This is a genomic window from Chthoniobacterales bacterium (assembly GCA_018883245.1).
Classification (GTDB): Bacteria; Verrucomicrobiota; Verrucomicrobiia; order Chthoniobacterales; family JACTMZ01; genus JACTMZ01.
Genome location: VEQL01000027.1, coordinates 1 through 20148 on the forward strand (window position 1 = coordinate 1; position 20148 = coordinate 20148).

The 20148-nt window shown below is 61.0% G+C and carries 26 protein-coding genes; 8 read left to right on the forward strand and 18 right to left on the reverse strand.

Going from position 1 to position 20148, the window contains the following annotated elements:
• The first annotated feature begins 52 nt into the window (after window positions 1-52).
• The 3 genes from FGM15_09560 (at window position 53) to FGM15_09570 (ending at window position 1383) form a co-directional block, all read left to right on the forward strand.
• Complete coding sequence (locus FGM15_09560; protein ID MBU3666103.1) at window positions 53-256, forward strand: transposase; 204 nt, start codon at window positions 53-55, stop codon at window positions 254-256.
• Window positions 257-372: 116 nt separating this feature from the next.
• Window positions 373-1035, forward strand: a complete 663-nt coding sequence (locus FGM15_09565) for an IS3 family transposase (GenBank protein MBU3666104.1) — start codon at window positions 373-375, stop codon at window positions 1033-1035.
• A gap of 51 nt (window positions 1036-1086) precedes the next feature.
• Window positions 1087-1383 (forward strand): transposase, encoded by a 297-nt coding sequence (locus FGM15_09570; GenBank protein MBU3666105.1) that lies wholly within the window; start codon window positions 1087-1089, stop codon window positions 1381-1383.
• Window positions 1384-1419: 36 nt separating this feature from the next.
• Here the strand turns inward: FGM15_09570 and mgrA are convergent, their stop codons facing one another.
• The 5 genes from mgrA to FGM15_09595 form a co-directional block, all read right to left on the reverse strand.
• Window positions 1420-2409 (reverse strand): L-glyceraldehyde 3-phosphate reductase, encoded by a 990-nt coding sequence (mgrA, locus tag FGM15_09575; GenBank protein MBU3666106.1) that lies wholly within the window; start codon window positions 2407-2409, stop codon window positions 1420-1422.
• Window positions 2406-2894, reverse strand: coding sequence for a hypothetical protein (locus FGM15_09580; protein MBU3666107.1), 489 nt, complete (start codon window positions 2892-2894; stop codon window positions 2406-2408). The genes mgrA and FGM15_09580 overlap by 4 nt, the downstream gene beginning before the upstream one ends.
• The gene (locus FGM15_09585; protein ID MBU3666108.1) at window positions 2891-3100 is read right to left on the reverse strand and encodes a hypothetical protein; all 210 of its coding nucleotides are present in this window, start codon (window positions 3098-3100) and stop codon (window positions 2891-2893) included. The genes FGM15_09580 and FGM15_09585 overlap by 4 nt, the downstream gene beginning before the upstream one ends.
• A gap of 189 nt (window positions 3101-3289) precedes the next feature.
• The gene (locus tag FGM15_09590) at window positions 3290-4726 is read right to left on the reverse strand and encodes an adenosylhomocysteinase (protein ID MBU3666109.1); all 1437 of its coding nucleotides are present in this window, start codon (window positions 4724-4726) and stop codon (window positions 3290-3292) included.
• A 55-nt stretch (window positions 4727-4781) separates the two neighbouring features.
• Entirely contained in the window at window positions 4782-5966 is a 1185-nt protein-coding gene (locus FGM15_09595) for a methionine adenosyltransferase (GenBank protein MBU3666110.1), read from the reverse strand.
• 104 nt (window positions 5967-6070) lie between these two features.
• Here FGM15_09595 and FGM15_09600 point away from each other — a divergent pair, with 104 nt between their 5' ends.
• The 3 genes from FGM15_09600 to FGM15_09610 all read left to right on the forward strand — a co-directional run bounded on the left by FGM15_09600 (window position 6071) and on the right by FGM15_09610 (window position 9385).
• Window positions 6071-6991, forward strand: coding sequence for a metalloregulator ArsR/SmtB family transcription factor (locus FGM15_09600; protein MBU3666111.1), 921 nt, complete (start codon window positions 6071-6073; stop codon window positions 6989-6991).
• 79 nt (window positions 6992-7070) lie between these two features.
• The gene (locus FGM15_09605) at window positions 7071-8219 is read left to right on the forward strand and encodes a hypothetical protein (protein MBU3666112.1); all 1149 of its coding nucleotides are present in this window, start codon (window positions 7071-7073) and stop codon (window positions 8217-8219) included.
• On the forward strand, window positions 8216-9385 hold the full coding sequence (locus FGM15_09610; protein MBU3666113.1) for a hypothetical protein: 1170 nt from the start codon (window positions 8216-8218) through the stop codon (window positions 9383-9385). The genes FGM15_09605 and FGM15_09610 overlap by 4 nt, the downstream gene beginning before the upstream one ends.
• Window positions 9386-9576: 191 nt before the next feature.
• On the opposite strand, the gene FGM15_09615 is transcribed toward FGM15_09610, so the two are convergent.
• On the reverse strand, window positions 9577-10107 hold the full coding sequence (locus FGM15_09615; GenBank protein MBU3666114.1) for a hypothetical protein: 531 nt from the start codon (window positions 10105-10107) through the stop codon (window positions 9577-9579).
• A 58-nt stretch (window positions 10108-10165) separates the two neighbouring features.
• Window positions 10166-10579 carry a DUF1311 domain-containing protein gene (locus FGM15_09620; GenBank protein ID MBU3666115.1) on the reverse strand — a complete coding sequence of 138 codons (414 nt, stop codon included), beginning with the start codon at window positions 10577-10579 and terminating at the stop codon, window positions 10166-10168.
• A gap of 115 nt (window positions 10580-10694) precedes the next feature.
• Between FGM15_09620 and FGM15_09625 the strand changes: the two genes are divergently transcribed.
• Complete coding sequence (locus FGM15_09625) at window positions 10695-11006, forward strand: hypothetical protein (protein ID MBU3666116.1); 312 nt, start codon at window positions 10695-10697, stop codon at window positions 11004-11006.
• Window positions 11007-11010: 4 nt separating this feature from the next.
• Here FGM15_09625 and FGM15_09630 read toward each other — a convergent pair whose 3' ends face one another.
• The 6 genes from FGM15_09630 to leuC are packed head-to-tail and all read right to left on the reverse strand — an operon-like array spanning window position 11011 to window position 15232.
• Window positions 11011-11349 (reverse strand): hypothetical protein, encoded by a 339-nt coding sequence (locus tag FGM15_09630; GenBank protein MBU3666117.1) that lies wholly within the window; start codon window positions 11347-11349, stop codon window positions 11011-11013.
• Between the two features lie 32 nt (window positions 11350-11381).
• A complete protein-coding gene (locus FGM15_09635) occupies window positions 11382-12140 on the reverse strand; it encodes a hypothetical protein (GenBank protein ID MBU3666118.1) in 759 nt (252 codons plus the stop codon).
• A gap of 55 nt (window positions 12141-12195) precedes the next feature.
• Window positions 12196-12540, reverse strand: coding sequence for a ribosome silencing factor (gene rsfS / locus FGM15_09640; protein ID MBU3666119.1), 345 nt, complete (start codon window positions 12538-12540; stop codon window positions 12196-12198).
• A 17-nt stretch (window positions 12541-12557) separates the two neighbouring features.
• Window positions 12558-13121 (reverse strand): nicotinate (nicotinamide) nucleotide adenylyltransferase, encoded by a 564-nt coding sequence (gene nadD / locus FGM15_09645; protein MBU3666120.1) that lies wholly within the window; start codon window positions 13119-13121, stop codon window positions 12558-12560.
• Window positions 13122-13176: 55 nt separating this feature from the next.
• On the reverse strand, window positions 13177-13782 hold the full coding sequence (gene leuD, locus FGM15_09650) for a 3-isopropylmalate dehydratase small subunit (protein MBU3666121.1): 606 nt from the start codon (window positions 13780-13782) through the stop codon (window positions 13177-13179).
• Window positions 13783-13822: 40 nt separating this feature from the next.
• Window positions 13823-15232, reverse strand: a complete 1410-nt coding sequence (gene leuC / locus FGM15_09655) for a 3-isopropylmalate dehydratase large subunit (protein MBU3666122.1) — start codon at window positions 15230-15232, stop codon at window positions 13823-13825.
• Window positions 15233-15322: 90 nt separating this feature from the next.
• Here leuC and FGM15_09660 point away from each other — a divergent pair, with 90 nt between their 5' ends.
• Window positions 15323-16330: a hypothetical protein gene (locus tag FGM15_09660; protein ID MBU3666123.1), complete on the forward strand. Its 1008-nt coding sequence runs from the start codon at window positions 15323-15325 to the stop codon at window positions 16328-16330.
• On the opposite strand, the gene FGM15_09665 is transcribed toward FGM15_09660, so the two are convergent.
• The 5 genes from FGM15_09665 to FGM15_09685 all read right to left on the reverse strand — a co-directional run bounded on the left by FGM15_09665 (window position 16331) and on the right by FGM15_09685 (window position 20057).
• Window positions 16331-17128, reverse strand: coding sequence for an MEKHLA domain-containing protein (locus FGM15_09665; GenBank protein ID MBU3666124.1), 798 nt, complete (start codon window positions 17126-17128; stop codon window positions 16331-16333).
• Entirely contained in the window at window positions 16804-17526 is a 723-nt protein-coding gene (locus FGM15_09670) for a methyltransferase domain-containing protein (protein ID MBU3666125.1), read from the reverse strand. The genes FGM15_09665 and FGM15_09670 overlap by 325 nt, the downstream gene beginning before the upstream one ends.
• The gene (locus FGM15_09675) at window positions 17527-18138 is read right to left on the reverse strand and encodes a hypothetical protein (protein MBU3666126.1); all 612 of its coding nucleotides are present in this window, start codon (window positions 18136-18138) and stop codon (window positions 17527-17529) included.
• Between the two features lie 30 nt (window positions 18139-18168).
• The gene (locus tag FGM15_09680) at window positions 18169-18546 is read right to left on the reverse strand and encodes a hypothetical protein (GenBank protein ID MBU3666127.1); all 378 of its coding nucleotides are present in this window, start codon (window positions 18544-18546) and stop codon (window positions 18169-18171) included.
• 218 nt (window positions 18547-18764) lie between these two features.
• Window positions 18765-20057, reverse strand: coding sequence for a carbohydrate porin (locus tag FGM15_09685; GenBank protein MBU3666128.1), 1293 nt, complete (start codon window positions 20055-20057; stop codon window positions 18765-18767).
• Between the last annotated feature and the right edge of the window lie 91 nt (window positions 20058-20148).

Genomic DNA, 20148 nt, shown 5'->3' on the forward strand with positions numbered 1-20148 from the left:
AAAGAGGACAGTTGAAAAGTGAAGTTCTGCGCCATTAGAAGGAGCAGAACCAATGAAACGGAGTCGATTCAGCGAGGAGCAAATTATCGGGATCTTGCGAGAGGTCCAAGGAGGGGGCAACACGCGCGCGGTCTGCGCGGCCCACAACATCAGCGAAGGCACCTACTATGCTTGGAAGCGCAAGTATGGCGGTATGGATGTGAGTGAGGCGCGGCGTTTGCGGGCGTTGGAGGATGAACCGAGCGAAGCGAGATAGCCTGCCGCAGGCAGCCCGAAGGGCGAGGCGAAGCCGAGGCAAAACGCGCGACTCAAGCGCATCATCGCCGACCTCAGCGTGCAGAACCACATCCTGAAAGAAGTTAACGCAAAAAAATGGTAAGCCCGTCTGCAAAAAGGCGGGCTGCCCAAAGGAGTGTGGAGAACGGCGCAGGGAGCAAATCGGCGGCTTGCCGTGCGTTGGGTCTGGCCAGATCCGGGCTGTATCGCCAAGCAAAGGCGAGCGTGGAGAGCCGGCGCATCCGCAAGGAGGTGCTGGAACTCAGCGCCAAACATCCTCGCTACGGTTATCGGCGCATCACGGCGCTGTTGCGTCGTGAGGGCTTCGAGGTCAACCCGAAGCGGGTGGCGCGCATCCGGCGAGAGGAAGGCATCAAGGTGAGCAAGAAGCAGCGACGCATGAGGCGCGTGGGAACATCGACCGCGCAGCGGACCCGGGCCGAGAGGCCTCGGCAGGTCTGGAGTTGGGACTTTGTCGAAGACCAGACCGAGAACGGCAGCCGGTTCCGGATTTTGACGATCCTCGACGAGTATACGCGCCAATGTGTGGCGATGCATGCAGCGTGGTCGATCCGGGCTGTGGACGTCATCACCGTCTTGGAAGCAGCTATTGCCCGCTACGGAGCGCCAGAGCATCTGCGCAGCGACAACGGGCCGGAGTTCATTGCCTGCGCAATCCAAGACTGGCTTGGGGAAGCTTCCATCAAGACGATCTACATCACCCCGGGGAGCCCGTGGGAACCGAGCGAAGCGAGATAGCCTGCCGCAGGCAGCCCGAAGGGCGAGGCGAAGCCGAGGCAAAACGGCTACATCGAAAGCTTCCACGACAAGCTGCGCGACGAGTGCCTGAACCGAGAACTCTTCGGCAGCCTGCTTGAGGCACGCGTCATCCTCGAAACTTGGAGGATCGAATACAACGAGTCACGTCCGCACAGCTCCCTGCGCTATTTGACGCCAGTGGAGTTCGTGCGGCGTAGCAACTCTGGACTCCGGTCGCCCTCCGGGCTCCCTACGTCCAGAGTTGCTATCAACACCAAAACCAAGCACAACCAACAACGGCAGAACTTCAGATCTGAGCTGTCCCACTTACGGGGTCAGGCCAATTGAAAATAAGTGGCTACTGAGCGGCCGCTGCGGACGGCGCTACAATTTGCAGGCCTTATCGATGGTCGTCAGTTCGTCGGGAGAGAAGGATGTGTTCTTCATTGCCCCAAGGTTGTCTTCAATCTGGCTCCAACGACTGGCACCGATGAGGACGGACGTGACGAAGGACTTCGCCAGCAACCATGCGATGGACATCTGGGCGAGGGATTGTCCGCGTTTTGCCGCGATGTCCGTTAACGCGCTCACTCGTCGCAGTTTCTCCTCGGTGACATGCTCCGGACGCAGAAAGCCGTCGGGTTTGCCCGCACGCGAATCCGGCGCGATGCCGTTGTTGTAACGTCCAGCCAGCAAACCTTGGGCGAGGGGACTGAACGGGATGCAGCCAATCCCGTCGCTCCGCAAAACTTCTGACAGTCCGTCTTCCACCCAGCGGTCGAAGAGATTGAAGACAGGTTGGTGGATGAGGAGCGGCACACCCTCGGCACGCAGGATATCGGCGGCGCGGCGTGTGATGTCCGCATAATAGCTCGAGATACCGACGTAAAGAGCCTTACCTGATTTCACGGCGGTCACGAGTGCGCCCATGGTTTCTTCCAACGGTGTTTCGGGATCGGGGCGGTGGCTGTAAAAGATGTCCACGTAATCGAGTCCCATGCGTTGGAGACTTTGATCGAGGCTGGCTAGCAGATATTTCCGCGAGCCCCACTCGCCGTAAGGTCCGGGCCACATGTAATAGCCGGCTTTGGTCGATATGATGAGTTCATCCCGATGGGCGGCGAGATCTTCGCGAAGGATGCGTCCGAACGTTTGCTCCGCGCTGCCGGGTGGCGGACCGTAATTGTTTGCCAGATCGAAGTGCGTGACGCCGGCATCGAAGGATCGCAGCACCATCTCACGGGCGTTGGAATAATCATCATTCGCCCCAAAGTTGTGCCAAAGCCCCAGCGAAAGCGCGGGCAGTTTCAATCCGCTGCGTCCGCATCGGCGATACTCCATGGTTTCATAACCGACGGGGGAGGACATGGCTATTGCTCTCCAGATTTTTTTCTGTGGCGAATTTCCTCCAGTTCGGCGGCGACCTCGAGGTCCTTGGCGCGCCCGGTCGATCGCTTGAGATGCAGCAATTTGTCAAGCGTGACCACGCGGCAGGAGTGACCGAAAACAATGCGCTCCTCGGTATCGGGAAGAAGTTCCTCGTAGGTCCGTCCTCCCGGAATTTCTCCGAACAGATCGAGATCGCCGAGCGCGGTGGTGAGCGTGAAATTCAACCCGAAAGCAACCGTCTTCGGGTCGAGGATGAAAGGAAGTCCGGCAGGAGCGCCTCGCAGTCTTGGGGAGTGTTGAGTAAGAGCTTCGCAAAGCCGCGCGATGTTTCCGGGACTACGGCGGTAAACGACGTCCACGTCATAGGTGGCCCTGGACGAAGAGTGCGCTACTGCCGCGAGTCCGCCGATAAGGATGAACTCGACGCCGGCCGCGGAGAGCGCCGGGATCAGTTGCTCGAAACGGGTCATTCTGCAGCAGGCACGGGGGGTTGGCTCGAACGGAGGGCCTCGACCAAGCGCATGAAGCTGGCGAATTTCTCCATCCTTTCCGGCACGGCCAGCTTCAGGTTTTCCTCGATCAAGCTGACATCGATACCTGAGCGGTAAAAGTCCAGCATGGCCGGCCAACTGCCGCGCCCTTCGACGCTTTCGTCGGTTTGTTGGCGAATATTCATGCCAACGCAATTATGAGGCTGAACTGCAAATGTGGCAATGATCGGACGGCGCTAATCTGATGCCGTTGCTTGAAGCATGTCCGCAGCAAGAATGCCGTTCCTTGCGGAACGGCATTCTTGTGTTTGTTTGATCTGTAAACTGGCAACTGAACACTGCCTACTCATGTGGTCGCCGACGGCGACCACGTGTCAGTAGCGGTAGTGCTCGGGCTTGTAGGGACCTTCGACAGCAACGCCGAGGTATTCCGACTGCTCCTTGGTGAGCTTTGTCAGTTTGACGCCGATCTTCTCGAGGTGCAGGCGCGCGACTTCCTCGTCGAGCTTTTTCGGAAGGACATAGACGGCGGGTTTGTAGATGTCCTTGTTCTTCCACAGATCGAGCGCAGCCAGTGTCTGGTTGCTGAAGCTGTTGCTCATGACGAAGCTCGGGTGGCCGGTGGCACAGCCGAGGTTGACGAGGCGTCCTTCGGCGAGGAGGAATACTTCCTTGCCGTTCGGGAAGACGTATTTATCGAGCTGCGGCTTGATGTTGACCTTCTTCACGCCGGGCAGGCTGTTCAGTTTGTCCACCTGGATCTCATTGTCGAAGTGGCCGATGTTCGCGATGACCGCCTGGTCCTTCATCTTGGAGATGTGGTCGGCGGTGATGACGTCCTTGTTGCCGGTCGTCGTGATGTAGATGTCGCCGCGGCCGAGGGTGTCCTCGAGCGTGGTGACTTCGAAGCCTTCCATCGCGGCCTGCAGGGCGTTGATCGGGTCGATCTCGGTGACAATGACGCGCGCGCCTTGTCCGCGCAGCGACTGGGCCGAACCCTTGCCGACGTCGCCGTATCCGCAGACCACGGCGACCTTGCCGGAGATCATCACGTCGAGCGCGCGGTTGAGTCCGTCCACCAGTGAATGGCGGCACCCGTAGAGGTTGTCGAACTTCGACTTGGTCACCGAGTCGTTGACGTTGAACGCGGGGACAAGAAGTTTTCCGACTTCCTGGAGCTTGTAGAGCCGGTGGACGCCGGTCGTGGTTTCCTCGGAGACGCCTTTCCATTCCTTGACCAATTCGTGGAACACAAAAGGGTTTTCGGCGTGGATGCTCTTGAGCAGGTCTTTTATAACTTTCTCTTCGTGGCTCCCGCTGGGCGAATTCACCCAATCGTCGCCTTCCTCCATTTCGTAGCCTTTATGGAGCAGCAGCGTGACATCGCCGCCGTCATCGACGACGAGCTGCGGGCCTTTGCCCTCGGGATTGACGATGGCTTTCCAAGTGCAGTCCCAATACTCCTCGAGCGTCTCGCCTTTCCATGCGAAGACGGGAATGCCGGCGGCGGCGATGGCCGCGGCCGCTTGGTCCTGCGTGGAGAAAATGTTGCAGCTGGCCCAGCGGACGTCAGCGCCGAGTTCGACGAGCGTCTCGATGAGCACGGCCGTCTGGATGGTCATGTGCAGCGAGCCGGTCACGCGCACGCCCTTCAGCGGTTTTTCCTTCGCGTATTTCTCGCGAATGGCCATCAAGCCGGGCATTTCCTTCTCGGCGATTTCGATTTCTTTGCGGCCCCATTCGGCGAGGCTGAGGTCGGCGACTTTGAAGTCGTTGGTGACTTTGGTCTGTTTGATTGCGGCAGTGCTCATAGTTTTTGAGTCTTCGAGGGTTTAAGGACGGGTGTTGGTGTTGATTCGGGCGGAATTATTTCAAACCCGCTTTCCGGCGGAGTTCTTTGGCTTTCGACGTGTCTTCCCACGGTGCCCATTTGAGGCCGGACTTGTGTCCGAAGTGACCGTAGTTGGTCGTCTTGCTGTAGATGGGGCGCAGGAGGTTGAGTTGCTTGACGATGTCGGCGGGTTTGAAGCTGAAGGTGCTCAGCACCGCACGCTGGAGTTTGCGCTCGCTGACTTTGTTCGTGCCGAAGGTCTCGATCGTCACGGAAACCGGCTTCGGATAGCCGATGGCGTAGGCGAACTGGATTTCGGCGCGGTCAGCGAGGCCGGCGGCCACGATGTTCTTCGCCACCCAGCGGGCCATGTAGGCCGCGCTGCGATCCACCTTGCTCGGGTCCTTGCCGCTGAACGCGCCGCCGCCGTGACGACCCATGCCGCCGTAGCTGTCCACGATGATCTTGCGTCCGGTGAGTCCGGCGTCGCCCTGCGGTCCGCCGATGACGAACTTGCCCGTCGGATTGACCAGATACTCGGTATTTTTGGTGAGCATCTTGGCGGGAAGGACCTTTTTGATCAGCTCGTTGATGATGAATTTTTCAATCGTCGCGTGGGAAACGTTCGCCGCGTGCTGCGTCGAAACGACGACGGCAGTGATCTCCTTCGGCTTGCCGTTGACGTAGCGGACGGAAACTTGGGTCTTGGCGTCCGGACGAAGCCACGGAGCTTTGCCGCTCTTGCGGATCTTGGTAAGGGCGCGGCCCAAGCGGTGCGCGAACATGATCGGCGCGGGCATGAGTTCGGGCGTCTCGTCGCAGGCGAATCCGAACATCAACCCTTGGTCGCCGGCTCCCTGCTCGGAGGTCTTTTTGCCTTTGGCCTTTTTTGCATCGACGCCCTGAGCGATGTCCTGGCTTTGCTGGGTGATCGCCTTGGTGATTATGACTTTGTCGGCGTGGAAAACATCGTCGTCGTTGACATAGCCGATCTCGCGGATGGCGTTGCGGACGATTTTTTCGAAATCGAGATTGGCGTTCGTGGTGATTTCTCCGGCGAGCACGACCATGTTGCTCTTCACGAGGGTCTCGCAGGCCACGCGGCTTTTTTTGTCCTGCCCGAGGCATGCGTCGAGGACGGCGTCGGAGATGGTGTCGCAAACTTTGTCGGGGTGGCCTTCGCCGACCGACTCGGAAGAAAAGATGTAGTCAGAAGTCATTGGAGTTGAGAGGTTGATCACACGCGGAATTGCCGGGCGTCGGCCTCGGTTTTTCCGCGTGACGCATCAACATATCATGATATTTTGATGCGTCCACCCGAAAAATGCAGGGAACCCTCAAAATTCTCAAGCTGCTTTCCGACCCTACGCGGTTGCGCATCTTGCGGCTGCTCGGGCGGGAGGAACTGACTGTCGCCGAGCTGCAGCAGATTCTGGGCATGGGTCAGTCCCGCACCAGCGCGCATCTGGCCCAGCTGAAGGTCGAGGGCTTGGTTTCCGACCGGCGCGCCGGGAAAAACATCTATTACACGCGCGGGGGCAAGGTGTCGGGAGCCGTTGCCGAGCTCGTCGAAAGCGGCGGCGAAGAATTGGCCGAGGGTGCGGCTGATGATGCCGCGGTGAAGCTGGTCCTTCGGAAGCGCCAGGACAAAGCGGGCGAGTATTTCAACCAGCTGGCCGGCAAGTTTGGTCGCACCTATGTGCCGGGGCGTTCTTGGCGGGCCTTGGCCCACGGGTTGTTGCGACTCCTGCCTCCGATGGTTATCGCCGACCTCGGGGCGGGCGAGGGAACGCTGTCGCAACTGCTCGCGCGCACGGCGAAAAAAGTGATCGCCATCGACAGTTCGCCGGCCATGGTGGAATTCGGATCAAAGCTTGCGGCCGACCACGGCTTGAAAAATCTCGAATATCGTCTCGGGGAAATAGAGGCCCCTCCTATCAAGGCGGGCGCGGTTGATCTGGCGCTCTTCAGTCAGGCCCTGCACCACGCGGCGAGTCCGGGCAAAGCCCTTTCGGCTGCACACAGGATTCTCAAGCCGGGCGGACGCCTGCTGGTCCTCGATCTGCTCAGTCACTCGTTCGAGCAGGCTCGGACCCTCTATGCCCATGTGTGGCTCGGGTTTTCCGAGGTCGAATTGATGCGCCTCATCGAGAAGGCGGGGTTCAAGGATGTGGAGGTTTCCGTGGTCAGTCGCGAAGCCCGCGCCCCGCATTTCCAGACCGTGTTGGCCACGGCGCGGAAGTAGAGGTTTCGCCCTTGGTTAATAACCTTGCGGCACGGTAGTGACGGATTCAGAGTCGCTACTCCCACATAATAAATCTTCTATGCCCGATTCCTTTCAAGTCACTTCGAATTCGTCATGGTTCAGCCGCATCGGTAAATCGATCAGCGGTATTATCGTAGGCCTGATTTTGCTGCTGATCGGCGTTGGCCTGCTCTTCTGGAACGAAGGCCGCGCCGTCAAAACCTACAAGACTTTGAAGGAAGGTCAGGGGCTGGTTATCGACGTGAGCGCCGAGTCGGTCGATGCCGCCAACGATGGCAAGCTCGTCCATCTGACGGCCGATGCCGTGACGGACGAAATCCTCTCGGACCAAGATTTCGGCGTTTCGGCCAACGCGATCCGGCTGCGTCGAGATGTCGAAATGTATCAGTGGCAGGAAACCGAAAAGAGCGAAACCCGCAAAAAGCTGGGCGGCGGCGAGGAAACGGTGACCACCTACACTTACAGCAAGGCGTGGAGCAGCCAACTGAACAACTCGGCCAATTTTCAGGATCCGGCCGGACACGAAAATCCTGCGGAGTTCCCCTATGACAGCATGACGTGGGATGCCCGGGATGTGGGTGTCGGGGCATTTTATCTGCCTCCCGACCTCGTGGGGAAACTTTCGGACTACAAGGATCTTCCGGTGCGCGATATCCCCGAAGGTGCGCAGTGGCCGGAAGATGCGCGGGCGGACAAAGGCGGTATCTATCTCGGCGCCGATCCCTCCAAGCCGCAAGTCGGCGACGTGCGCATCAAATTTTCCCTCGTCGAGCCCGGCCCCGTGAGCATCGTTGCTGCGCAAAGCGGCGATTCTTTCGCAGATTACCGCGCCGAAGCCGGGGGGGCGATTGCCATGATCGTCCCCGGGAAAGTTCCCGCGCAGCAGATGTTCGAGAATGCGTTGAGCGAAAACACCGTGCTGACTTGGATCCTGCGGCTCGCGGGGTTCATCCTTATTTGGATCGGTTTCAGTCTGATTTTCGCGCCGCTTTCTGTGCTCGCCGACATCGTGCCGCTTTTCGGCAACTTGGTCGGTGCGGCAACGGGTTTGATCGCGTTCCTGCTGGCTCTGGCAGTTGCGCTTACGGTCACGGCCATCGCGTGGCTGTTTTTCCGGCCCTTGCTCGGCATCGCTCTGCTTGTGCTCGCGATCGCGGCTGCCGTGTTCGGATTCCGCGCCTTCCGCAAAAAGCCGCAGGCCGCATGATGAAAAAGTTCCTCGCTACATTTGTCCTGTTCGCTTTTTGCGCCGCAGGTGCGGTCGCGGAAGTCGAGTGGGATCCCGAGATTTACCCGGACAGCCAGATCTTTCCCTCGCTCATCATCGGGACGGCCGCGGTGAAGCCGGAGAATGAAGTGTTTGCCATGTGGGAAGGCAACCATATCGGGGACCGCCAGGGTGTCGTCGGCGCTTCTGTGGAGGGCGTTTCCTCCGGAAGCACGGTGGAGCTCGAGGTGCGGGAGAACGACATCATGAACGCCAGCCACATCAAGGGCACGGCTGAGAACAACGATGCCCTGACCATTTACCCGAAGATTTCCTGGAAATACGACCGGTTGGCGAAGGTCAAGCAAACCGTGCCGATCGATGTCACCATGGAACTCAAAGTCGATGGCAAAAGTCTCGGCGACAAGACTGTCACCGCAACGCTCCGCACGGTGAACGACTGTCTTTTCGGCGTGATGGAACCGGGAGAGGAGGAGAACTATTCGGATTACTCGTGGCTCTTTGCGGCCTATGTGAACGAGAACCATCCTTGGGTTGATCGCACGCTCAAGGAGGCGCTGGATACGAAGATTGTTTCATCGTTCGACGATTACCAGAGCGGCGATCCCCAGCAGGTGCTTCGCCAGGTCTTCGCCATTTGGAACGTCATGCAGCGGAAAGGGCTGCGCTACAGCAATGTCGTCACCACCGCCGCGGAGTCGGAGTCGGTGCACAGCCAGCATGTCCGTCTCTTCGACGAGTCGGTGAAGGCCGCGCAGGCCAATTGCGTGGACGGGTCCGTGCTTCTCGCCGCCGTCTTGCGCAAGATCGGTCTTGATCCGCATCTCGTTTCCGTCCCCGGCCACATGTTTCTCGCGTTTTCCCTCGACGACGAGACGATGGTCGGTCTGGAGACGACAATGATGGGCGATGCGGACCTGCCCGCCGTCGATGGCAAGCGGTTGCGCTCGTTTCTCAAGTTCGATCCCGAGCAACGCAAAAACGACGAGTCTTGGGCCACCTTCGAGGCTGCGCTCGATACGGGGACGCAGGCGCTGGTCGAGGCGTCGGACAAATTCGGCGAAGATCCTGATTACCAGCTCATCGATCTCCAGGCTGCGCGCAACCTCGGTATCTTGCCGGTAAGCAGTGCGGTGACCGACTGATCGCCGCTATAGCAATCGCATCCCTACCCAGAAATCCGCTGCCGCCATCCCCAAGCTTTTGAAGGGCTGCGGAATCAGGGAGAACAAGGGTCCAAGCCGTTTTCCATCGAACCACACGGTCCAACCGCAACGGGCAAACACCCATGGCTCCTGCCCGAGCCACACGACTGCAGGCAAAGGGGAGTTTGGTATTACTTGGACGTCGGCTTGAACGAATTCAGCACGGCCTGCGCCGTGGTGAGGTCGTTGTTGCCTTCCGGGAAAACCGCGGCCCAGATTTCGGCCACCGTTTTCGGCCCGAGGGCGATCATTGCCGAAACGAACTGCACCGCGTTGCCTTCCTTGTCCTTGCCCGTTCCCGCGAGTTGCGCGCCGGGCTGGCCTTCCACGGTGATTTCCTTGGGTTCGTCGAGCTTGATGTCGGTGTAGTTCTCCGCGAGGAACTCGCCCGTCGAATCGAAGATCGAATCGATTTCTTTTTTGGCCTCTTCCTCGTTTTCGCACTCCACGGCGCGGAACTGCAGCACCGATCCGTTCTCGCTTTCGAGCGAGCCGAATTCGCCGACCTCGTCGATGGAAGTCACTTCCCAATCGGCCGGAGCTTCGATGGTGAACATCGAGGCGTCCTGGGTGGGGTAATGCAGTGTCTTTGTTTCGGCTTGCGCGGAAGTCAGCAAAGCCAGCAGTAGAGCCGACAGGGGGAGGGCGAGGAGTTTTTTCATACGCCGTGTATCTTTTCTTCAAGTCGCGGCACTTCAAGCCTTATTTGACAGGGGGGTGCTATTCAGGGCTTTCCCCGGCGCCGGTTTGCTCCTTGGTCTTCACCGAGCCGGCGCAGGCGTCGCCTTCCTCCACGCCTTCGAGCCAGACTTTGAGCGCCGCAGTGCGTTCCTGGGTCAGCTCCGCCAGATAATCCGCCTCGCACATCGGTTGGATGCTGCCGTAGTAGCCCGGTTCCCGCTCGGGATATTTCATCTGCAGCTGCGCGTCGCGAAACGCCACCCAACAGCGCTGAGCCTCCTTGAGGCTGGCGATGAAAGCTTCGTCTCCGGCGTATTCCTCGAGGAGTTTGCGGTAGGTGGTGTTGAGTTCGTCGTCCGCTTCGCGGAGACCCTCGGCTGCCTGCCCGTTCATCTCGAGTTGCGTTTGACCTTGTGCAAGAGGGGCGGTGCAGAGAGAGAGGATCGCAAGCATCAAGACGGTAATTTTCATGCGGGTGCCAGCAATACGCCGGTTCCGGCGGCCTGTCGAACGCTGTTCGCAAGAAAACTTGCCTTGTGCGCCACCAACAGCAGGCCAAACTCCGGCCATGCGCAAGCGTGTCTGGGTGGCCATTGTTCTCACTTTGATGCTCCTTTGTGCCCTGGGCGGATCTCTCCTGCTGGTCGTCATCACACCGTTTCTTTTCGATGATCCCTATGCCGCGGATTTGAAGGCGACCTGGATCATGGCCGGCGCCGTGCTCTCTCTGCCGGTGATGTGCCTCTTGGCTATCGCCGGCGTGTGGATCGCCGCGTTTCCCGCCGGGCGCAGTCGTTGGTGGTATGCGGTTCTTGCGCTTCCTCTGCTCAGCCTTTTGGTCTTCCGTGTTGCGGGCTCCTACCGCCCGGGATTTTTTTGAGCGCTCAGCCCGTGATCTGCGACGCGAAGGCGTAAACGCCGGCCACCTGCATCAGCAGTCCCGCACCCAGCAGGCACGCGAAGACGAACAACAGCAGTTTTCTCCTCGCTCGCCAGAAACATGCCGCGCCGAGCGGAATGCCTGCCGCACCGGCGAGAATTTGTCCGCCCAGCACAAGCACAACCATGGTGGTCTGGCTTGACTCCGGGGCGTTACCGGCATCGTTCGCCATGAGAGTGCCCATGAGGGAGAGGGTGGCGACAACAGTGGCGCCTCCACCCCACACCGCGGTGAGCAGGAGGCCGCCCGCAATACGGAGAGCGTTGGCGGTGTTCGTCTTCAAGCCGCGTGAATCCTTCCGTCCGCCAGCCGATTTTATTTCCACGTCACGCCGAGCAGGATATCGATATCCATCGTGCCTCCGGCCTCGGGAATTTCTTCGGTCCTGCGCTCCCACCGGATTGTGCATGCGCGCCCCTCGTATTCCTGCGGATCGGCCAGCACGCGTTCGATGGCCCCGTCGGTGTTCATGATGAAGAAGGATCTTTCGGTGCCGTCGTCTTCGCGCAACTTCCAGTGCGCGTAATCACCCTGCTCGATGCCGGTGAAAACACCATCGATCGTGGCGCCGTCGTTGTTTTTCGCCTTTGCTCCAAGGCCGAGTGCGGCGGCGTAGCGCGGCACCTCCGCGGCGACGCGGCTTTCCATGCTTTCGCAGTCCTCCCCGTGCGGCACGAAAGACGGATCCGAGGACAGCCATTTGACGATTTTGCCGCCCGCGAAGTAGATTCGCTCTTCGGTCGGAGCGGCATTGGCCTTGTCGATGCGGCTGAACACGAAGACGGGATTTCCCTGGTCGAGATACAACTCGTCGGAACCCGGACCGCTGATTCCCGGCGAGGTTTCGATCTTGCGCAGTTTTCCGTTCTCGAACCATCCGGTGAGCGACACCTTGCCTTCGCTGCCCCGCACGGACGCCTTGGCCTGCTGCATTTTCGGCTCGCCGGCATTGATCTGCCGGTAAACTTGCCTCTGGTGCGACACATCCGCGTCCTGCCCGAGGACGGTCGCGATGCTCAGGGCCGAAGCAAACGCCGCGTAAAACGCCCGCGCCTTGGGGAGACAGTAGATCATCGTCGCTGCATACCCGCCGCGTTGTCCCGCGGCAAGGCGAAGATGCGAGGGCTCGTCAGCTTCGCGCGGGGCCGTCCTCGAAAGGAATCTCGGCCGCATCGCGCCAAAGCGATTCCAAATCGTAGAAGGCGCGTTTGTCGGACTGGAAGACGTGGATGAGGACGCCGCTGTAATCGAGGACGATCCATTGGCTGGCGGGAAATCCGTCCGCGTGCGCGCTGGACCCGAATTTTTCGCGCAGCTTTTCGCGGATTTCGGAGGCAATGGCTTTGAGGTGGGGTTCGCTGGTGCCGGTGCAAATGACGAAGTAATCGGCGAAGCTGGAAATTTTCCGCAGGTCGAGGATACGGATGTTTTCGGCCTTCTTGTCGGATGCCGCGTGCGCTGCGGCGAGGGCGATGGATTCGGAGTCGGATGTCACGCGTTGCGGTAAAGGCCTTTCTCTGTGATGTAATCGCACACGCCGTCCGGCGTCAAATAACGGATGCTGAGACCGCAGCCGGCGCGGGCGCGTATGTCGGTCGAGGAGATGCCGATCGTCCGTCGCACGACCGGCCAATCGCGGGCGGTGGCTCCGGCCCCGGCGCGATCCAGAACGACGATGCGCGCGAGGCGGGCGATTTCCTCCGGCCGGTGCCATGTGTCGAACTTCGCCACGTTGTCCGCCCCGATCAGCAGATGAAGTTCGTCCTGTGGGTGGCGTGATTTGAGTTCCCGCAATGTGTCCACCGTGTAGCTCGGGGGCGGACGGCGCAGTTCGCAGTCGCAGACCTCGAAGCCGGGCTCGTTGGCGACTGCGAGCCGGATCATGGCCAGCCGGTCCGCCGCGGTGGAGGGCGTGGTCCCCGTCTTGTGCGGTGAAATTTTGGCCGGCACGAAAATCACCCGGTCGAGGCCGAATTCTTCCTTGGCTGCGCGCGCGAGAACGAGGTGTCCGTGATGGACGGGATCGAAGGTTCCCCCGAGGACGCCGGTGCGCATGCGGATACTCTACAGGCGGCGGTTGCCGCTTGGAAGGACCGCTTCGGCGGAGCGCTCAGGCCGCGCGCATGTAGGGAAGCTTGGCCGCGGTGGCGCGGACCGCATCGAGCCCCTCGAGCAGATCGGCGATCGCGTCCCAGCGCCCGTTGACCAAAGCTTCCTTGGCGTGAGCGGGGAGCGTAGCGGGAAAGCCCGTGTCGGCCATGCTCACCCTGCCAGCCGGAATATCGATGTTGATCTCGGTCTGCGGCGCCTCGTCGATCAACGCGGCCAAAGCGCGGATGTCGCGCCCGTCCATGACGAGACACGGCATGCCGAGGGTGATGGAGTTGCCGAAAAAAATCTCGGCAAAGCTCTCGGCGAGGATCGCACGGAAGCCGTGGCGGTAGAGCGCCTGCGGGGCGTGCTCGCGCGAGCTGCCGCAGCCGAAGTTGCGCCCGGCCAGCAAAATGGCCGCGTCGTCGTATCTGGCGTCGTTGAGCGGATGGGGCTTTTTCTTGCCGTCCGCGTCGAAGCGTTCGTCATAAAACGCGTATTCGCCGAGCCCGTCGAATGTCACGCATTTCATGTAGCGCGCGGGGATGATGCGGTCGGTATCGACATCGTCACCGGGGACATGAACGCCGGTGCCTGCGATTTGGGAAATTGGAGGAAGCGCCATATGTGAGTCGGGAATTGAGGAATGAGGTTTTTAAGAAAAATCAGCTCAGGCCGAAGACTTCGCGGGCGTCGCTGATTTCGCCCGTCACCGCCGCGGCGGCGACCATGAGCGGGCTCATCAGGACGGTGCGTCCTGTCGGGCTGCCTTGGCGGCCTTTGAAATTGCGGTTGCTCGAGCTGGCGCAGAGTTGGTCGCCGACAAGCTTGTCGGGGTTCATGCCGAGGCACATCGAGCATCCGGCGCCGCGCCATTCGAAGCCCGCTTCGCGGAAAATATCCGCCAACCCCATCGATTCGGCGACAGAGGCCACGCCCTGCGACCCGGGGACGACGATGCCTTTGACGCTCTTTTTGATTTTTTTGCCTTGGAGATATTTGGCCACTTCCTGCAGGTCGCCGATGCGCGCGTTGGTGCAGGACCCGAGGAAGGCGACATCCACTTTCGTGCCCTTGATGGGTTTTCCGGGCCGCAGCTTCATGTGCGCATACGCTTCCTCTGCCGTGGCGCGGTCTTTCTCGGGCAACTGGCCGGGTTCCGGAACGTCCTCGTCGATGAAGATGGCCTGGCCAGGATTGATTCCCCACGTGACCGTGGGGGCGATATCCTCCGCCGAGTATTTCGCCACGTCGTCATAAGCCGCGTCCTTGTCGCTGGCGAACGACTTCCAGCGCGCCACCGCCGCGTCATAATCTCCCCGCGCCGGCGCGTAGGGGCGCCCGCGGAGATAGTCGAACGTGGTCTGGTCGGGATTGACGTAGCCGACGCGCGCGCCGCCCTCGATCGACATGTTGCAGACGGTCATGCGCTCTTCCTGCGTGAAGTTGTCGAACGTTGATCCCGCGTATTCGTAGGCGTAGCCGAGGCCGCCGTTGACGCCGAGCTTCCGTATGATGTGGAGCACGACATCCTTCGCATACACGCCGGGCGAGAGTTTTCCATCGACCTGCACTCGGCGGACCTTCGGCTTGCGCAGCGCCATGGTCTGCGTGGCGAGCACGTCGCGGACCTGGCTGGTGCCGATGCCGAACGCGATGGCGCCGAATGCCCCGTGCGTCGAGGTGTGCGAATCGCCGCAGGCGATCGTTGTGCCGGGCTGCGTGATGCCTTGTTCGGGGCCGACGATGTGGACGATGCCCTGCTTGCCGCTGGCCAGATCGAAAAATTCGATGCCGAACTCGGCGCAGTTTTTGCGCAATTCCTTGATCATTGCGTCAGCCAACGCGTCCGAGAACGGTTCCTGCCGCTCGTCCGTGGGCACGATGTGATCGACGGTGGCGAAGGTGCGGTTGGGATAGAGAACTTTGAGGTTGAGGTCGCGCAGCATGCCGAAAGCCTGCGGGCTGGTGACCTCGTGGATGAGGTGTGTCCCGATGAGCAGTTGCGTCATCCCGTTGGCCAGTTCCCGCACGGTGTGCTCTTCCCACACTTTGTCGAACAATGTTTTGCCCATAAGCGAATGGGCAGCGTAGCGCCCGCGCGCCTGGCCGGCAAGCGTGCGCGGGCTTGAACCCCGCCTGCGGTGCGTGGATGCTGGCGGCGCATGGATCCGGCGGAAGCGAAATTGAAGCCCGGGGCGGCGGACGCCGATTACGCGCAGTTCGCGCAGCGCAATCTCGACAAGATGTCGTGGCTCTATCCGCTGGTGAACAACAAGCTCGGGTCGTTGCTGCGCCTGCAACTGCGGCACGACCACCTTTTTTTCATGAAGGACGGCGGGGTCGTGGACGAAATCGGATACGGCGACAACGGGAAGCGTTTCCACGAGCGCGCCTACGGCAAGGTCATGCAGACCCCGGAGGACATCACCGCGCAGGGCTACTGGTTCGTCGAACCGCGGTTCAACGCCCGCGCGGCTTATGATGCCGTGCAGCGCGTGCAGGACGGCGCGTATTACTCGGTTTTCAGCAACCAGTGCCAGGACTGGGCCTACCGCGTGCGCGTGAAAGCAGAGCAGATCGAGAAGGCCCAGGATTTGCAGCCCCCGCCCGGGCGCGAGTCCTGTCCCGCGCTCTACAAGGAAGTCGCGCCGACCGTTCCCGCGGCCTGGTATTTCGGGATGATTGCGGTGATCGTCGGCGTGCTTGGATTGGGAACGCCGATGATGATGGGGTTCCATTATCTTCGTTTTGTCGCGTTCCTTCTTTTTGCGATCGGCGTGTCGGACGTGATCTACGCCTTTTCCTGCCGCGCGTGGGGCACATTCCTATCGACGGTCTTTTTCGGACTGCTTTCCATGGCCGGCGGCGCCGCGGTCTGGCTCAACGATTATTTTCTCATGACGCGAAGCAACGGCGTCCTCGCGCTGGTGCTTGCGATCGTGGGTTGCGCCCGCATTGGCGTGGCCGTGCGAAGTCGCCCCTTCAGCGCGTGGGTCGGCACATTTGTCGCGGGCCTGCTCATGCTTCTCACCGCCTGGATTGCATGGCGTTTCCGCGACGGTGCCACGGCCGCGTGGTTCACCGGCGCCGCGCTTTCGGTGTCGTTCATTTCCGCGGGCGTCTCCACGATCTGGCTCAACTGGCAGTTGCGCCGCAAGAGTTTCGACTGATCAGGCCAGCGGTTCCCAGTCGGCGAAAGTTGCGGCTTGGCCGATGTAGGCGCCGGCTTCGTCGAGCAAGTTGAAAACCGTCGCCTGTTTGATGCGGAAACGGCGGCCTTCGCTGCTGATCCGGACGCCGGAATAATTTTCGATGAACCCCCGGCTGCGCACCTCTTCGAGCAACCGCCGGCGCTCGTCGCGGTGCACGGGCTCCGCGCTCTTGCTCGAAGGTTGACCGATCAATCCGTCCCATGTGGTCTCGAACAACTCCAAGGCCGCGCGGTTGGCGTAATTGAAAGTGTGATCCGTTCCGAACGGACCCAACGCGCTCAAAACGATGCGGGGTGCGTCGAAGAGTGCCCCCACGGCATCCGACGGATGATCCATCGCCACCAGGTCGGCCATGAACCAATGCCGGTAGCTGCGCAAAATGAGCGCGGTCGTTTCCTCGATTTGCCCGCGCGGAATGGGAAGCGGAGTGCTCATTCGCGTTGTGCCTCCACCCTCATAAAAACGAAAGGGGTTTCCAGATCGCCGCCGCGGCGCGTCAGGTCGTGGTTTCGCATCGCGTCGCGCAGACGCCCCGGCGTCGTTCCCCGCGGAACGAAAGCCCCGAGATTGTGGATTTCGCGCAGCAGCGATTTGGTGTCGGGGTGGCGCCGGATGAATGTGCGCACTTCGGAACGCATCACGCGCCAGCCTGCGCCCCGCAACAGATCCTGCCATTCCGCCGCGCTTCTCCAAGCGCAAGGGGAGGGCAGGGGGCTCGAGCGGAAGAACGGCTCCATCGTCCCGCCGATGAACCATCCGGCAATGAGCCTCGCGGAGTTGTCGGCAAAATCATGCCAGCGGCGGAATGTCGCACACGGATCCGGCAGCCATTGCACGAGGCTGCAGCTGAAAATCCAGCGGTAGGCCGCGCCATTCGGCGGCGACATGGCATCGGCGACAAGCCATCGCGCCTTCGGCAGCGCCCCGGACCCGGCCTGCACCATCCGTGGTGACGCATCCGTGGCGACGAGTTGCGAAGTGCGGGCCGCAAGATGTCGTGTGAAAACACCCGTGCCTGCGCCGAGTTCGAGAGCGGGTCCATCGATGAGCGCGGGCAACCACACTGCCAGCCACGCGGCGGCCTCCTGCTGCACCACGGCGTGCGCGTTGTAGAGCGGGGCCCGGCGGTCGAATTCGGGGCGGTCGTGAGTCATTCAACCCACATCCTGCAAGAGCGCGGCGGTCGCGGCGAGCAAAGGCTCGGGCTGATGGCCCGCATCAACGATGCGCAGAGAGGTAAGGATGCCGGCAAGTTTCGCCGCATCGAGCAGCGGGTCCGCGTTTCCCGCCACCGCGATGCTTCCTTCGGGCAGTGGCGCGGGCGCCCCCGAGTTTTCGAGCATGCGTTCCAGTCCCCACGCGAGGCGTTCGACATCGAAAGGCCCGTCTTCCGCCGCGGGTGGTGCTGCCCCGATGCGGCGGCGGAAATCCGCGACCGCCGACGCAGGATCCCGACGGAGTTGGCGCAGTTGCTGGCGGATCTGCACCGTGGCGACCGCACCGCCGAGTCCTGCTTCGCTTTTCAAATCGACAAACGGTGCAAGCAAAATGCGCGGACGCGGATCGTCGATCCCGAGCAGCAGATGTGCGCCGAAGGAAAATCCGCCGAGGAAATCCGCCGGTGACGCGATGGCCCTTGCCGCGGCGTCCGGTCCTGCGTCAACCGCATCGTGTCGCCACCCGGGCATGGCTTTGGTTGCCATACCCGCGAGGGTGTGTGCTGGTATCGTCCAACCGGAAATCCAGAACACCGACCGGCCGGTCACGCCCAGAGCTGGATCTTGGCCAGGAATTTTTTAGTAGCCCCAGTAGCCCCAGCCGCCCCACATGCCGGGCATGCTTTCCATCTGTGCGGCCATCAGGTTCTGGTTCGAGATCTGCTCTTTGACCACGAGGTTCTGGTAGCTCGAGTAGGCGTTCTGGTCGCCGACATAGAGGAAGTTGCCTTGGTCATCGGGATAAACGTAGTAGACGTTGTTGCCGCGTATCTGGCGCGAGATCGTGTAAGGCTTGAGCTGGGTCAAGGCCGCTTGCCGCTTTGCGTTGTCAGCCGGAAGGACCTTGAAGCCCGCGGCAGAGAGCATCTGTTCGGTTTGGTTGCGTTCGGCGCGTTCGATGGCGGCACAGCCGGCCAGGAGCACGACCGCGAGAGCGAGAGGAAGAAGTTTTTTCATCGGGGGAAATTTCGCGCGGAGCGTGTCCGAGGCCAAGCGAAAAGACGTTCCTCAAGGCTGGGGCATTTCCAGCACATCGAGCGGGTGCTCGGACAATTGACGGGCGTCGGGCAAGGCTGTCTGCCGGGCCGGGGCTTGCGGCGCTCCTTGGGGCGGCAACGAGGCACACCCTGCGAGCAACGCGGCGCCAGCCATGGCAAGGAGTTTTCGCGCCATCATCAGAATGTTACCCCGATTTCCGCGCCGAGGACCAGAGCATCCGGTATCCGCCCCGTGCCGCCCGGATTGATCACCCATTGCGCGCAGGGCATCACATAAAGCCATGGCGTCAGTTGCGCGCGGTAGTCCCATTCCAGCACCCACTCGTAAGTCGGATCCCCGAGCCCTTGGGCCTCCCGCTTTGCCGCAAAATCACGGCTCATCGTGCCGAAGTAGGATCCGAAAAGAATCCAGTCTTCCTCGCGCCCGGGCAGCGCGCCTTGCCAGCCGCCGCCGGCGCCGCTGAAGAACGGAAAGCGCGAAATATTGCCCGTCGGCGCATACACGAACGAATACCAGAGCGTGACGCCCTCGTCGGTCTTCGCGCGCTCGCGCCAGACCATTTGCTGCCCGATCCAATAAAGGCCGTGCGTGTTCGCCCCGGTTCCGCCGCCGAACTCCGGATACTCCCAGCTCGACCAATATCCTCCGAACTTGTGCTCGCCCGGCAGGGCCTCGCCGTCACCCCACGGATCGCGCAGTCTCGTCTTCCAGCCCGCCTCGCCGAAGATTTCCACGCCGTCGGACGGATTGAAATCCATGTTCAGCCCGTGGTTGGCGATGACGCGATTGGCGGTCGTCGCCTGGTAAACCCCGAGTCGCAGCGTCCAATCCTTCCGCGGTTCCACCTTCAGCACACCCGCCCACGTGGATGTCGCCGCCCCGCTCCAAAACGTGTTCCAGACAAAGACCGGCGTGTGTCCGTCGATCCCGCCGACGTAGAGGTTGAATATGTCCATTATGACAAAGTCCGACCCCACCCCCATGCGTCCGATTTTGAGGCTGATTTTGTCATCGAGAAAACGCTGTTCGAAATACATCTGCCCGAGCACGACTGTCGGGATCGACGCCACCTCGGTGACGTTGAAGTAGTTGCCGATGTAGTTGCGCGACAGGTTGTTTCCCGCCGAGTCGAACATGCTCGCGACGAAATACGCGTCCTTCCATTTGATCAGTTTTTCGAGGTCTGCCGCCAAGATCAGCTGGAGCTGCCCGTAGTAGGTGAACCCCTGCCGCTGACCCCCGGCCGGGTTTCCGAGAAGATCAGTGGTGTAGGAGCCGCCGAAACCGAGCCCGTCGTCGGAAAGTTTTTTCCGCGCCGGGACAAAAGTGTCCAAGGCACGGTCTTCAGCAAACCAGCGCTGCCAGAGCGGGCCCGTGCTGCTGTTTGTCGTTTCCGCGCGCGCCGCGGCAGCGAGGCAAAGGAGGGCGATTGCTATTCTGCGGGGCAAGACCATTTGCGGTGCGTGCATCCTACCGCGTGGACACTGCGCTTGGAAGGCCCGCGGCTGCGCGGCGCATTTCGTGATTCAACCGCCGCCCGAACTCTGGTTCCCTCGTCGG